Origin of the sequence: Prevotella communis (genome assembly GCF_022024175.1) — a bacterium.
Classification (GTDB): domain Bacteria; phylum Bacteroidota; class Bacteroidia; order Bacteroidales; family Bacteroidaceae; genus Prevotella; species Prevotella communis.
On sequence record NZ_CP091794.1, the window covers coordinates 2,186,216 to 2,201,224 of the forward strand.

At 44.8% G+C, this 15,009-nt stretch carries 11 protein-coding genes; 8 read left to right on the forward strand and 3 right to left on the reverse strand.

The features are described from left to right. Window positions 1-80 precede the first annotated feature (80 nt). Window positions 81-1,487, reverse strand: coding sequence for a glucuronate isomerase (gene uxaC / locus L6466_RS09035; RefSeq protein WP_091853140.1), 1,407 nt, complete (start codon window positions 1,485-1,487; stop codon window positions 81-83). Between the two features lie 36 nt (window positions 1,488-1,523). Continuing rightward, on the reverse strand, window positions 1,524-2,570 hold the full coding sequence (trpS, locus tag L6466_RS09040) for a tryptophan--tRNA ligase (protein WP_237795913.1): 1,047 nt from the start codon (window positions 2,568-2,570) through the stop codon (window positions 1,524-1,526). 285 nt (window positions 2,571-2,855) lie between these two features. Here trpS and L6466_RS09045 point away from each other — a divergent pair, with 285 nt between their 5' ends. Beyond that, a complete protein-coding gene (locus L6466_RS09045; protein ID WP_237803131.1) occupies window positions 2,856-3,170 on the forward strand; it encodes a hypothetical protein in 315 nt (104 codons plus the stop codon). Between the two features lie 58 nt (window positions 3,171-3,228). Then, window positions 3,229-5,457, forward strand: a complete 2,229-nt coding sequence (locus L6466_RS09050) for a VapE domain-containing protein (RefSeq protein ID WP_237803130.1) — start codon at window positions 3,229-3,231, stop codon at window positions 5,455-5,457. 150 nt (window positions 5,458-5,607) lie between these two features. Here the strand turns inward: L6466_RS09050 and L6466_RS09055 are convergent, their stop codons facing one another. Next, a complete protein-coding gene (locus tag L6466_RS09055) occupies window positions 5,608-7,041 on the reverse strand; it encodes an IS4 family transposase (protein ID WP_431356493.1) in 1,434 nt (477 codons plus the stop codon). Between the two features lie 269 nt (window positions 7,042-7,310). Between L6466_RS09055 and L6466_RS09060 the strand changes: the two genes are divergently transcribed. The 6 genes from L6466_RS09060 (at window position 7,311) to L6466_RS09085 (ending at window position 14,911) form a co-directional block, all read left to right on the forward strand. Next, a complete protein-coding gene (locus L6466_RS09060; RefSeq protein ID WP_091815599.1) occupies window positions 7,311-7,601 on the forward strand; it encodes a hypothetical protein in 291 nt (96 codons plus the stop codon). Between the two features lie 186 nt (window positions 7,602-7,787). Next, window positions 7,788-8,258, forward strand: a complete 471-nt coding sequence (locus L6466_RS09065) for an HU family DNA-binding protein (protein WP_091815593.1) — start codon at window positions 7,788-7,790, stop codon at window positions 8,256-8,258. Between the two features lie 53 nt (window positions 8,259-8,311). Next, window positions 8,312-8,407, forward strand: coding sequence for a smalltalk protein (locus L6466_RS09070; protein WP_176756948.1), 96 nt, complete (start codon window positions 8,312-8,314; stop codon window positions 8,405-8,407). Window positions 8,408-8,422: 15 nt separating this feature from the next. Then, entirely contained in the window at window positions 8,423-8,854 is a 432-nt protein-coding gene (locus L6466_RS09075; protein ID WP_091853134.1) for an N-acetylmuramoyl-L-alanine amidase, read from the forward strand. Window positions 8,855-9,087: 233 nt separating this feature from the next. Beyond that, window positions 9,088-13,644, forward strand: a complete 4,557-nt coding sequence (locus tag L6466_RS09080) for a leucine-rich repeat protein (protein ID WP_237803128.1) — start codon at window positions 9,088-9,090, stop codon at window positions 13,642-13,644. Between the two features lies 1 nt (window position 13,645). Continuing rightward, entirely contained in the window at window positions 13,646-14,911 is a 1,266-nt protein-coding gene (locus tag L6466_RS09085) for a dockerin type I repeat-containing protein (protein WP_237803127.1), read from the forward strand. The last annotated feature ends 98 nt before the right edge of the window (window positions 14,912-15,009 follow it).

Consider the following 15,009-nt stretch of genomic DNA (forward strand, 5'->3'; position numbering starts at 1 on the left):
ATTTCGGCTGCAAAATTACTGCTTATTTTCGACATACGCAAAAAAAGGAGGAGTTTTTTGAAAACCCCTCCCTATTTTTATCAATAGAACTTAAAATATCTGCGAGCATTGTTGTAGGAAATATCCTCAACCATACGAGCCAGGGTCTCACGATCGTCGGGCAGCAGTCCTTTCTCCACATCGTTACCCAGCAGGTTGCAGAGGATGCGGCGGAAGTACTCGTGACGAGGATATGAGAGGAACGAACGTGAGTCAGTCAACATACCCACGAAGCGGCTCAGCAGGCCCAGCACTGACAGGGCGTTCATCTGCTTAATCATACCGTCCATCTGATCATTGAACCACCAGCCTGAACCGAACTGGATCTTTCCGGGCTCACCACCCTGGAAGTTGCCCAGCATGGTAGCGATTACCTCGTTGGCGCAGGGGTTCAGCGTATATAATATGGTACGCGTAAGCTTGTCCTCCATATTCAGTTTATTGAGGAACTTAGACATAGCCTTGGCGGTGTTGAACTCACCTATAGAATCAAATCCAGTATCAGGACCTAACTGATTGAACATCTTGGTGTTATTATCGCGGATGGCACCATAGTGGAACTGCTGTGTCCAGTCGGCATCAGCATCCATTTCTGCCATACGGGTCAGGAAGCAGTTCTTAAACTGGCGAACCTCCATGTGTGACAACTGCTGTCCACGCATAGCCTTCTCGAAGATGGTCTCAATCTGTGAATCGGTATAGTCCTCATCATAGAATTCCTCAATACCGTGGTCAGACAACTTACAGCCATTCTCAGCAAAGAAGTCGTGACGCTTCTGCAGGGCATCTACCATATCGGCAAACTTCACGATGTTGACGCCACTGACCTCAGCCAACTGCTCCACATACTTTGAGAATTCAGGCTTCTCAATGTTCATGGCCTTGTCAGGACGCCATGCAGGAATCATGATGGGATCGTCAGCAGCCTTGTGGCGGGCATACTCAATATGGTTGTGCAGATCGTCAACGGGATCGTCGGTGGTACATACACACTCTACGTTGTAGTGCTTCATCAGACCACGGGCAGAGAACTCGGGCTGCTTCAGCTTCTCGTTACACTCATCGAAAATCTCACGGGCGGTCTTGGGGCTCAACTGCTTCTCAATGCCGAAAGCGGTCTTCAGCTCCAGGTGTGTCCAGTGATACAAGGGGTTACGGAAGGTGTAAGGCACGGTCTCGGCCCATTTCTCAAACTTCTCCCAGTCGCTGGTATCCTTACCGGTGCAGTATTTTTCATCTACACCGTTGGTACGCATGGCACGCCACTTATAGTGGTCGCCACCCAGCCACAGCTCTGTGATGCTCTTAAACTTATGATCGTTGGCCACCATCTCTGGAATCAGGTGGCAGTGATAGTCGATAATCGGCATCTTGGCCGCATGGTTGTGATACAGGTCCTGGGCTACTTCTGTCTCCAGAACGAAGTTCTTGTCATTGAATTGTTTCATTGATCTTATGTTTTAAGTGGTTAATAGGATTATATCTTATCCGAAATAGTCTATCTGCATGGCCTTACGCACCTCGCTCATAGTCTGAGCGCCCACCTCGCGGGCAGCCTCGGTGCCCTTCTTCAGGATATTGTATATCTCGGGGATATCCTTCTCCAGTTCTGCACGACGCTGACGCATGGGCTCCAGGTACTGGTTGAGCACCTCGTTGAGGAACTTCTTGCACTTCATATCACCCAGTCCGCCACGGGTGTAGTGCTCCTTCAGTTCGTCCAGGTTCTGATACTCTGGCCAGAAGTTCTTGAAGTCCTCGTCGGTAGAGAAGGCATCCAGGTAGGTGAACACGGCGTTACCCTCCACATGCCCCGGGTCTGAGACATTCAGGTGCGTGGGGTCAGTGTACATAGAACGTACCTTCTGCCATACCTCGTCGGCCGAGTCTGACAGGTAGATACAGTTGCCCAGACTCTTTGACATCTTTTCCTTACCGTCTGTACCTGGCAGACGACGGGCAGTCAGGTTCTCGGGCAACATGATATTGGGCTCTACCAATACGGGGCCGTAGGTATTATTAAAGCGGTTCACCAGTTCGCGAGTCACCTCGAGCATAGGCTCCTGGTCCTCACCAGCGGGCACTGTGGTGGCTTTAAACAGGGTGATATCGGCAGCCTGACTCACAGGATAGCAGAAGAAGCCCAAGGGGATGCTCTCGCCCTCAAAGCCGCGCATCTTGATTTCGGTCTTCACCGTAGGGTTACGCTGCACACGGCTCACAGAGATCAGGTTCATCAGATAAGTGGTCAGTTCGGCCAGCTCAGGAATCTGACTCTGAATAAACAGTGTACATTTCTCGGGGTCCAGTCCGGCTGACAGATAGTCGAGTGCCACCTGCGTGATGCTATTACGAATTTTCTGCGGATTATCAGCATTATCTGTGAGAGCCTGAACATCGGCCATAAACACAAACATTCTGTCATAGTCGCCAGCATTCTGCAGTTCCACACGACGACGCAGTGAGCCCACAAAATGGCCCAGGTGCAGTTTTCCAGTAGGACGGTCGCCCGTCAAAATCACTTTTCCCATATTTAATTTTATACGTGTTAGTTTCTATTGGAGTGCAAAGGTACGATTAAGTGAGCAAAAAACCAAATTAATACGACTATTTTATTTATGATGACAGACCTTTTTTCTAGTTTTAAATATTATTTTTGAACGAAAGGCATGTTATACGCCGTTAAAAATGTTAATTTATTTAAGAATTATGACGGATATAGCCATCAAGGCACTTCTTGCAAACTGTAGTAACTTTGTACGCGCAAGGTCAGATAGACTTGCATAATAAATAATTTAAAAAGCAAAATAAAAAAAATGAAGCATTTTTACAACCGTCCGACCCTCCTTATGGATGATGGACTGGAAGGTAAGTTATTGAGTTTCCTTTTCTTACAAATTAAGCGAAAAAGAGGCCTCACTACATTTATTACTAAAGAGGCTGGTATTAACGGAAAATGGCTTAACCCCGACAAGCCCTACAACATCAGTGTCCAGCACATGCTTAAAATTATAGAAAAAAAGGCGGATTTCCAAGGGCGCGAAGAGTGCATGAAAGATATGGAAGAATTCATTGACTACTTTTTTAAAATTGTTCAGGAAATGCGACAATCTCGCATGGATCCTCCGTGATTTCCATTTGACACCATAAAATGCAGTAACCACTTGATATACAAACCATTTTTAGACTATGAACCTTCAAGACATTAAAGTAAGTATTTTCAATAATCTGGGTTCCTACGAGAGTAAACCAATAAACCTTAACACGGTGCTATGGTGGATAAAAAACGACCAGAGCGTAGCACAGAAAACAGAACTCTACCGTAATCTTGCAATGACCATCACGCGCAAAGAAGCCAACAAAAAGGTGAAGGATGCCATGATGCCAGCCTTCTCTGTGGCGGTACTACTCAACGGCGTAGGCAGACAGACCACCCACGTCACGCGTGTGACAGGTCTTTCTATCTGTGATATCGACCACGTTATAAGTGAAAAGGTAAAAGTAAATAGTGAAAAGTTTGCTACCGCCATGAACACGATGTTCCAGAAGATTATTGCAGATCCCCACACCGTCCTGGCATTCCGTACCATCAGTGGAGAGGGATTCCGGGTTATCTTCTGTTACGAAGACGAACAAGGGATGCCTCCTGAGAATGGCATTCTTTATCGGGCGGCCTACAGGAAGGGCAACCAATACTATGCAGAACTTTGTGGCGTGGCCTACGACGGACAGTGTGGCGACATCACCCGTCTCAGTGGTATTGCCCATGATGCGGACGCTGTATTAAACCTCAACGCTGAGCCTTTCATCATCACCGACGACGAGGCTGCGGCAGCTAACACGGCAGCTGACACAGAATCAGGCAAACGTCGAAAGGACGACCCTGTGGGCACTCATCATGCCGAGGTTGATGCAGCCTGGGCTGTCATCGAACTGATGCTCGCGAAACGCGACATCACCTACGGGCCTGGCACTCATCATCATTACGTGATGCATGCCACTCATCTGTTCAACCATTTCGGAGTGGCCAAGGAAGAGGTGCTGGCATGGGCAGCACAAAACTGGTGCGACTACGACCAAAAGCAGCGCGAGAGCATCATCCACTGGGTGTACCAGAACAGGCAGGACGAACACGGTCGTTGGCGGTTGAATAAGGGTGGCCGGCCAAAGGAGGTATCCATGATTACGCTGCCGGATATCGTCGAGTGGCTCAGCAGCAACAAAGTGGAGGTTACCTATAACCAGATATCCGACCAGACTTCCTATACGGAGAATAACGGAGAATGGAAACCGTTGGAAGACAGTGATATATGCAGTCTGCGCCGCCGTATGGCTGCTGATACAGGGAAACGTGTCCTGAAATCGGATCTGAAGGATATGCTGATGAGCGACTATGCGCATCGCATTCATCCGGTGCGCGACTATGTGCGTCAGTTACCAACATGGGATAAAGTGGACCGTGTCAGTCAGCTGGCTGCTCATGTGCATATTGACCCGGTACAGGAGGGGCAGAAGCCAGAGGAAGCCCAGGAACTCTTTCTGTGGGCACTCCACAAGTGGCTGGTGGCTACCATGGCCGACTGGCTCAGTGATGATATCTGTAATGAGACTATCCTCACACTCATCGGGCCTCAGGGTGTGTACAAGACCACCTTCTTCCGCTACCTGCTACCACCAACGCTGCGTCCCTACTATCTGGAGAATTCAAGCAACTCCTTCTCTCAGAAGGATGACCAGATAGCCCTGGTCGAGAACTGTCTGGTGGAGATTGAGGAGATTGACATGTTCAAGGATCGTGATAATGCCGAACTGAAGTCTTTATCGACCAAGGTCACGTTGAAGGTGCGCAGACCTTACGATAAGTTTGTCATGACCAAGCACCGGCTGGCATCACTCTGTGCCACGGGTAATCAGGAGCATTTCCTGACGGACAAGACAGGCAACCGACGTTGGCTCTGTTTCCGCGTGGCAAATATCGACAACCCACGGGTATGGGACTTTAACTACGAACAACTCTATGCGCAGTTGCGTGATGAGTATTACGATGGCTTTACTTATTGGTTCGATAAAGCTGATGAGGAGCGCATGCAGCAGCAGAACGAGAATTTCCGCATCGTGTCCGACGAGGAACAGTTCATCCGTGACCGTTTCCGTAAGCCTCGTCCTGGTGAACCCTTCAAGTATCTCAACGCAGCCGCTATCGCCCAGATGATATCCTATAACCACCAGCCCATCACCTCCCGTAGTGTTGCTTTGGTCATGAAGTCTCTTGGTTTTCATGCCGAGCGAAAAACCATGGGGCGTTACTACAAACTCTATATTATGGATTCGAATGAGTCACAACGCACCATCTCCAATTCGCCATCAGAATCTGCTAAGAATCAGACAGTTGAGAAAGACCTACCATTCTTACCATGACGCGAGTGTCACGAGTATTCCAACTTTTCCTTAAGAAAAACCATTCACCTCGAACCAAATATATTTCTTTATAGAAAGGTTGAAAACCTCGTGTCATTCGTGTCATAAATATAATAAATTACTGAACTTTCGCAAGTGAATATTCATTCATCAAGCGACTAATTTATACATTTGATATAGCTTATGGAACTTAGGATTGGCATCAATAACCGCAGAAAGCAGTTCACTGGCATCGGCAGAGATCATCTCTGCGATTTCCAGGATGGTGTCCAATATAAGTTCCCATATCCTGTCCGAAGCGGACAGCTCGAGAGTGTTGCCAGTGGTATCACGGAAGAGCGCCCCGACGGTTTCGTAGGCTTCAAACCGCTTCACCGTGCAAAGTATGTTGTACTGCATCATGATCAGCGTAAAGCTGGCAATCTGTGCAGAGAAGTGTACGCTCTGACATCTGCCGAAGTCGAGCAGTTGCTTCTGGTCGTGATAAGCCACCTCGGTAGTCCAGCGGATAGCGTACGTCCTGTATGCTTTGAGAAAACTAAGCGAGAGGTCCGTAGTGAGCAATCCATTCCAAAGCCCATTCCTGCCTCGTTTCGAGAAGAACAAACGCACGGTGGTACCTGCAAACTTCACATCGATGGTGCAGTAGGTACATCTGAGTGTCCTGTTATGTTTGGTGAGGCCCTGCTTCTGGAGCTTCTTGATAATCTGCTTAGCAGTCAAATCACCCCACTGGGTGTGGTATTTGGTTTTTCCAATCTTTATCATACCAATCAAATGACACTTGATGTGGCGGCTGGTAATCAGGCGAACGAAGTCTGCACTGGTAAACCAACTGTCAACCAGCAGATAGTCGAAACGTATTCCACGCTTGATAGCGTACTTCACCATCTCGATTGCCTTGTCAGTCTTCTTCATGGTGTATTCTTTTATGCGCTCCTCAACACATTGCCCCGTATAGTCGGCAGAGAAACGCTCACTGCGTTGCTTGTCCGTCAACCCTTGCTTCTTGTCAGGATTACAGCCTTCTTCACCATGAAGCGAGAAATCGAGAAACAATTGGCTCATGCCATCGCACAGAAGCAGCGTCAGACATTTGTAGCCGAGGATGCTCTTATGTTGGATATGAGAGAAAACCTTGCCGATAAGTTCACTCTTGCGACCACTCTTTGGAGCGTCTGTGTCATCGATAATCAGGCAGACAGGCTTGTCATGCTCAGCCTCGGTGCTACGGCTGATCTTACGCAGCAGCTGGAGGTTCATCGCATACAGCAGTTTGCGCCACTTGATATCACCATCATTCATAAAACGATAGAACATGTCCTTCTCACAACAGAACAAGCGGCTTAATGAAGAGCCAGAGTACCGGTATGCATTCCTGACGACGAAGAAAGGGAACAGCATCAAAAGATTAAGGACCTGCACGTTCGTGAACTTGCAGTTCTCTTTCTTCTCTGTCCCTATCTGCTCCGGACGTATGTTTATGCACTCCATCACTCTCATAATCGCATTAATTGCACGGTTATTCTCATTTTCTGAGAAAAAGCTTCTCAAATCTGAAATAATTGTTGTACCTTTGCTCACGGCTTCTAAGTTTGAACTTTATTGTTTGGCGACTATAAAGTTACTCATTTTCAGTGAGTTGAGCAAACTTCGAAGCCATTTTTATTCCTATTTTATGTTAAATTATGCAGGTGCGCCATCACTTGCGAAACTTTAGTAAATTATATTTAAGAATTGAGTAAAAAAAAAGCAAAAAATGAGGCCTCATTAATCTCCAATTTGTTTATCTGTAGCATTCAACTTAAAAAACATTTTTATCAACCTGTTTCCAAACCATCATCAAGTTAGTTATGATCAATTTCTACGACAAAAATCGATTTATCAGCAAGAGCACGTTAGCCCGCCTGGCCGACGTTAGTCCTCGCACCTTCCGCCGCTACCTTGCCACCCGCCGCCCCATCCTGGACGCCATGGGCATCAGTCCCAAGGCACAGAAGCTTCCTCCACAGGCCGTCCGATATATCTGTGAGGACTACTGCATAGATCTGCCTCCCGAACTTCAGGATCAGGAAGCGCTATCAAAGTCTCCCCTCTTCCGGAACTTCCTCCGCATGCTTCAGCAACGCCAACCTCTCTATTGATTTCTCACACTGAAATAAAAATATTCTGTGAGAGATGGACAGAGTGGGACAGCCATACCGGGGATTGTAGTACCTTTGCATTGTGTTAAGAACAGCACAGGAATCTGGGAAAATCCCAGTGGAGTATTGACAAGGCCTCGCGCGCAGCCACATCATACTCCTTACTTCTCACATCAAACAACATTTATGGTTCGTTACATCTTACATCAGATCAAAATCAAATCCAGCCATTCCTTTGGCAAGTGGTTTGCCAAGAACGTGGTAGAGGAGACCATCGACCTCGACGCTCTCGCTGAGCACATGAGTAGCCACAACTGCCCCTACTCCAAGGGCGCCATCAAGGGCGTCCTCACCGACATGATTACCTGCATCAAGGAACTCCTTCTGGAGGGCAAGAACGTGAAGATAGACCACCTCGCCATCTTCTCCCTGGGCATCAAGAACAAGGTGACATCCGATGCCGAGTCCGACTTCTCTATCTCAAAGAACATTGAGGGCGTAAAACTCAAGGCTCGTGCTACCGGTGAACTTATGAGTAAGTCGCTCAACTTGGAGGCTACCCTGAAGAAGGCTGCCTATGTCAATGGTAAAATCACCACCAGCGAAGAGCCCACCACGCCATCAGACTCGGGCAACAGTGGACCAGTGAACCCTTAAACATTAAAGATTAAACATTAAACATTAAACATTAAAGATTAAAGATTAAAACCATGAAGAACAAGACAGTTTGGAAGTTCGTTATTCAGACAACCATCAGTATCCTCTCAGCTATCGCCACCGCCATCGGTGTCGCCAGCTGTAGATAACACAAAAGAAATGCTATGCGAAAAATCAACCTAATCGTTATCCATTGTTCAGCCACCCGCTGCAACCAACGCTACTCCATCGACAGTCTCCGTGACGACCACAACGCCCGTTTCCACAACAAGGGCATCGGTTATCATTACTACATCGAGCGCGATGGTCAGCTCCACAAGCCCCGTGACGAGTCAGAGGTAGGCATGCACGCCCTCCATTACAATGCCCACTCCATCGGCATCTGCTATGAGGGAGGTCTGGACGAAAAGGGCCGCTCCTGCGACACCCGCACCCCAGCCCAGCGTGCCACCATGCTCGCCCTACTCCACTCTCTCAAGTCCGCATATCCCGATGCCGAGATCAAGGGCCACTGTGAGCTCGAAGGCGTCCACAAGGACTGCCCCTGTTTCAACTGTCAGGAGTACCGCGATTACTTCGCGAACATCAAACCTTAACCATTTTCATGAGCAGCGCACCCGATTGGGTGCGCTACCTGAGTTTTTACATCCCACCACTTTTTTTGCTCAACACTCATTTTATGTCGACAAGAAGAATGCAAATTGTCGATATTTGAACGCAAATTAACACAAATTAATATATACAGTAAAAAAGAACGCTCTATTTTGTCCCATATTACATTTATTTTGTACCTTTGCATCGTATTTATCTGAAATTAAATTAATTGGCTATGGATATTAAGAGAAAGTCAACCACCGCATTGATCTTATTATTTGCCTCATTAGGCATCAATGCACAGCAGAAAGAGCAAATTTTCACGTATGTAGACCCAACAGACACAAACGCAGAACATAAGGTCTACCTGAAATACTCAGATGAGTCCAAAACCTCGCTCATGGTAATTGCGGCACCAAAGGACTCTGCAAAGTACGATGGCGACTTCGAAATACCTACCTCCGTCGACATTACTGACACGGTAAACTACGAAGAACATTACACGACTTCTCTGCCAGTTAACAAAATTGACCAACAGGCATTCAGCGGGACAAGTATTACCTCAATCAAGATGGGACATGTAAGTGAGATTGGCCGTAATGCTTTCTACAACTGCACGAAGCTTACGAAAGTCTACTTTTGGAATTTGGAACACATGTTCAATATGAATTACGAAAACGAATATGCCAATCCCCTATATATCGCCAAGCATCTCTATATAGGAAGTGACGAGAACGAGGTAAAAACGCTTCGGGTTCCAACTAACGTCACTACTATTCCCCAATATGCCTTTGCAGGAGGAGTAAATATAGAGTCAATTTTCATTCCTGCTAACGTCAGAGAAATACAAGCAAAAGCTTTCTTAAATTGCAACAACCTGAAACGGGTACAATTTGCATCGGTTGCCGACTTGGCACATATTACTTTTGGTAGCAAAGAAGCAAACCCACTTTATTACCTCCCCCACATATATGTAGATAACATTAGCACCGAAATTACCGAGATCAATATTCCTGACGATGTTATTGCCATTAGTCCCTATGCTTTCATCAATTGCGAGGGAATCACAAAAGTCAGCATCCCTAGCAGTGTAAAGTCAATAGGAAATGACGCTTTTGCAAATTGCAAGTACATCTATTCAGTCAATTATCCTTCAACCGATGCCTTGTCATACATCGCATACGGGAACGAAAACAGCAACCCTCTGCGATACGCACAAATTGTGTTCGTGAATGGCATAGACCAGTCGTCTCTGACATTACAGAGAAACGTAAATGCCTATGCTTTTTATGGTGCAAAGTGGCTTGAGAAGGTAACCATTTGTAACGGAGTTCAATCAATAGGCACTGCAGCCTTTCGAGAGTGTACCAATCTAAAAAACGTCATATTTGAAAGTGATGGACTTGAATTCATAGGCAATGACGCCTTCAATGGATGTACAAGTATAAAAGATGTAAAGTTGCCATCGTCACTACAAACGATAGGAGTAGCTGCTTTCCGCAATTGTTGGCAACTAAAACAGATAACAATCCCAGAGAGTACGACAAGCATCGGTAATGAGACATTTTTTGGTTGCGGACAATTACAAAAAGCAGTCATCAATGCGAAGATATCCACCACCCCAAAGGGCATGTTCAGTAGTTGCACGAAATTAGCAGACGTTTACTTGAACAAAAACATACGAGTAATCAATGAAAGTGCTTTCAGTGGATGTGCTTCACTTATTTCCTTACCCAAAAATGGTATGATTAGAGAAATATACAATGAAGCCTTTAAAGACTGTAATGGACTAAAGGAGTTAACACTGCCCGATTCTATCAAGACAATCGGTAAACGAGCATTCCAAAATTGTAAGAATTTAACAACGCTGTTCATCCCAAAAGGAGTTAGCGAGTTGAATATAGCTTTAGAAGCCTTTGCTCCCAGCTATCTGAAAAATGTTTATGCCTACCCCATGATTGCACCTACGGCAGAAGATTCTTCCTTTGGAGAGAACACTTCTGAGATAACTCTGTTTTATGATTCTCTTTCAACTGGATATGACCAAGCTCCATGGAGTAAATTCAAAAAGATCAAATTTGACTTTAGAAAAATAACTTATTTTGTTGACAATGATACCATTCATAGTGACAGCATTCAAGTAGGTGATAAACTAACACCTTTTGCTGCACCCACCAAAGAAGGTTGGGATTTCTCCGGTTGGATTGAAAATATACCAAGCGTCATGCCTGGCGAAAATTTAGAAATACACGGATACTTCTCGACCCGAAGAAACATTGATGGTCTGACTTATCTGATTGAACTCACGAAAAGCGATACGAAGGTACTGGCTGATACTGCCTCTTACAAGCCCTTAACAGACATTGTCGTACCAGAATTGATAACAATTAAAGACTCCGTATCTAAAGATGATGGCTATGAATACACGACACATACATTCCATGTCACTGCCATTGAACCACGAGCCTTTGAAAATTGCGAAGACCTGCAAGAAATCACGCTTCCAAACTCATTGATCCAAATTGGCAACGGTGCTTTCATGGGAACGGGCCTCACATCTTTCACGTTCCCCAATAGCATCACGACTGTAGTAGACAGTTTGTTCTTAAACTGCGAAAACTTAGCAACAGTAAACATGCCAGAGGCAACAAAAGCTATCGGCAAGGCTGCATTCTACGGATGTAGTTCGTTGATCATGGAAGCCCTACCCTCACAGTTGGAGACCATAAAAGACTTTGCCTTTAGCAAAAGTGGAATAACAGATATCAAAATTCCCAAAAGCATAACCTCCATGGGCAATCGCGTATTTGAGAGCTGTGCCCAATTAGACAGTGTTTTCTTTGATAATGAGTTCTCTCTGTCAACACTACCTGATTATAGTTTCCTCAGTTGCCGACGATTGAAAGGCTTTAAGCTGTCACCACTCACGAAAACGATTGGCACGGGATCATTCCAAGGCTGTAATTCAATCAAGCAGTTAGTATTGGAAGAAGGTATTAAGGAAATCAGTCCAAATGCATTCTATGAATGTGTCGGAATGGAAAGTGTCATGCTGCCGAAATCAATAGAAAGATTTGGTAACAACGCTTTCGGAGAATGTAATAATATCACACAGATTACCATCAACGATCGCGCCGAGGCTCCAATTGCTGCAGCATCAACATTTAGCGACGACACTTATAACAAAGCCAATCTGTATGTCACAAATGACGCCTCGTACAAAACAAAATCGCCATGGAAAAGATTTAATGGACGTATATTTACGATTAGCTACAACCCGATTATCTATATTGTTGATGATTCACTCTATCACAAAGAAGACAGTATAAAGGTGGGAGCAACCATCACCTATATACCAGTTCCCAAGAAGGAAGAACGTAGATTCTCTGGATGGAAGCCTGTATCTCCTGAGTCTCTGCCTGCTGTTATGCCCAATGACGCTGTCGTCGTAGCAGGTGAATTTGAGTATAAGTACAGATTTATTGATGAAGAAACAGAGAAAACGATTTATAAGGATTCCCTGTTCTACAAAGAAAAGCTGCCTGATTACGAAGGGGACATCTCTGCAAAACTAAAGAAAGATGGCTACAGATACGAAATCATTGACACCATCCTAACAATGCCTGCCAATGACACAATCATCAACGTACGCTATATTCCTACAGAAACAGACTTTACTGTAGATGGCGGATTGACATACCACATCTTTACTGAAGGGGATGACATCCATGCAGAACTCATGTCAGACCGAAACAATAAGGCTTATAAAAAGCCTATCATCACCGTGCCCGATTCTATTGAATATTTAAAGAAAAAATATCCTGTCACTGCCATTCGCACCGACGCTTTTAAAGCATGCTACAACTTGACATCTGTCACACTGCCAAGTATCATCAAGAGTATTGGCACACAAGCATTCAGAAATTGTGCAAACCTGTTGAAAATAGAGATTCCTGCTTCTGTAACGACTTTAGGTGATGAATTATTCTGGGGATGTAAAAATCTGCAAGAGGTGGTATTCTTAAGTGACAACAATATCACGGAACTGCCTGCTAATATATTCCAGGATTGCGACACATTGGCGTCTATAGAATTACCCTCTTCTATTCAATATATTTATGGTGATGCTTTTAGAGGCTGTAAGAATCTGATGGAAATAGAAATCCCACAGGCTGTAGATAGCATTGGAGAGCGCGTTTTCAATGGATGTGAGAAACTTGAGAAGATATATATTAGCAACAAAAACAAGTTGCCAAAAGCAACAGATGAAACATTTGATAACAAAACCTACGACGTGGCAACACTATATGTCTCTCGTGAACTACAAGAAAACCTAACAGCCCCTTGGGACAATTTCATGACCGAGATAGGAGACGCTACAAATATAGAAGTTTGTGCCCAGCCCGTCATTGATTATGTCAAAGGAAAACTGCAATTCACCTGCGATACACCTGGTGCAACAATCACAAGTGAGATAAAAATAGCAGATGCACAAAAGACTCAGAATCCGGAACAACAGCTCACTCAGACTTATGTCATCACCGCATATGCTTCGGCTAAAGGCTATAAGCGTTCACCTGTAACCACTGTAACCCTGAAATGGAAGAGTAGTTCTGCGACCTTGGAAACATCCGACAACTTTGGTCATATAGAATATCAGATAGAGGATGAGGAAGGACAGGTAGGTCTGCCTGGCGACATGAATGGAGATAAGAAGATTACTGCTGAAGATGCCGTACTGATACTGAAGCAAATAACTGGAAACAAAGAAGAAAACAATAACGGGGAGTAATATGAGACTATATAGAAACAAACTGATTGTCATATCCCTATTATTTGGATGTTGCGCTCTGGCCGAAGCCCAGAAGCTTACGCCGTCGGAAGATTTCATTGACGTCGTTACAGGACGCTCTGTGTCGTTTACCACGAGATTAAATGATGCTAAGCCTGATGCTTATAATGCGCTGACACTAAATTTACAGATAGCAGATGGGCTTATTCTTGAAGGGGATCCTATACTCACAGATAAATGGAAGAATCCACTCTGCATTACCCAAGAAAGCCTCATATTGCCAGATAGTGCGACCTTGAGGGGATATGAAAGCATCTTATTCTATGCGATAGGTAAGATGGATGAGGAAAGAAACATCAAAATGGCTTTTGCATCAGCAAACGAGCTACCTGGGACAAGCATCGACAGTTTACTAACCTTCACATTCCGTGTTTCCCCAGAGGCCAACCTTGGCACTCATGCCATTAAATTGCGAAATATTCTGTTCGAATATGACTCTGTCAAACAAGATCGTCTGCCAGATGCGAACATCCGTATACGTGTTTGCATGCTTGGAGATGCTAATCATGACAACAAAATCCTGGTAAATGATGCCACACTCATTGTTAATCATATCCTGGGAAGGTCATCTTCGGAAGAATACAACCCGGTGTTGGCTGACATGAACAGCGATGGTGACATCGACATCTTTGATGTGATGAAACTGGTCACTGTAATTGTCACAGGAAAAATGCCAGTTATTGACGAGGCCATGTCACGTGCTGCAGAAAAGAATCATTACGAAGACCTGTCAATTGCACCATTCAAAAAAGGCATCGCAATAGGGGTTCCCAACGCCCAAAGGTTCACATCATTCCAATTTGACATTGAAGTGCCTGATGATATTGACTTTACTGATGCCAAACTGATTGACAATTCTACGAATCACATCATCCAATTTGCAAAGATTGATGATCATCAATATAGAGTAGTTGGATTATCCCTCGACAATAGTTTATTGCGAAATACATCCCAAGGCTTTATTGCCCTGGAGATTCCAAACTATGGAACAATGAAGATAAGCAATGCTATCTGCGTGGATGCTCAAGGTCAGATTACCTATTTTAATGACAAAATAATAGATAGCGGTATTACGGGCATCAAGAACATTCAAGCTTCTGACAATGAATCTGTATATGATCTCTCAGGCCGTAAGGTAAAGAATGAAAATCGTCATTTAAATAAAGGAATCTACATTATTAACAACAAGAGAGTCGTAATAAAATAAACTCGAATGATGAATAGACTCGTTTTTTCTATTGTTATGTGCTTAATGGCACTAACAAACCCTATATGGGCTGAAGATAAGCTCACTATCAACGACTT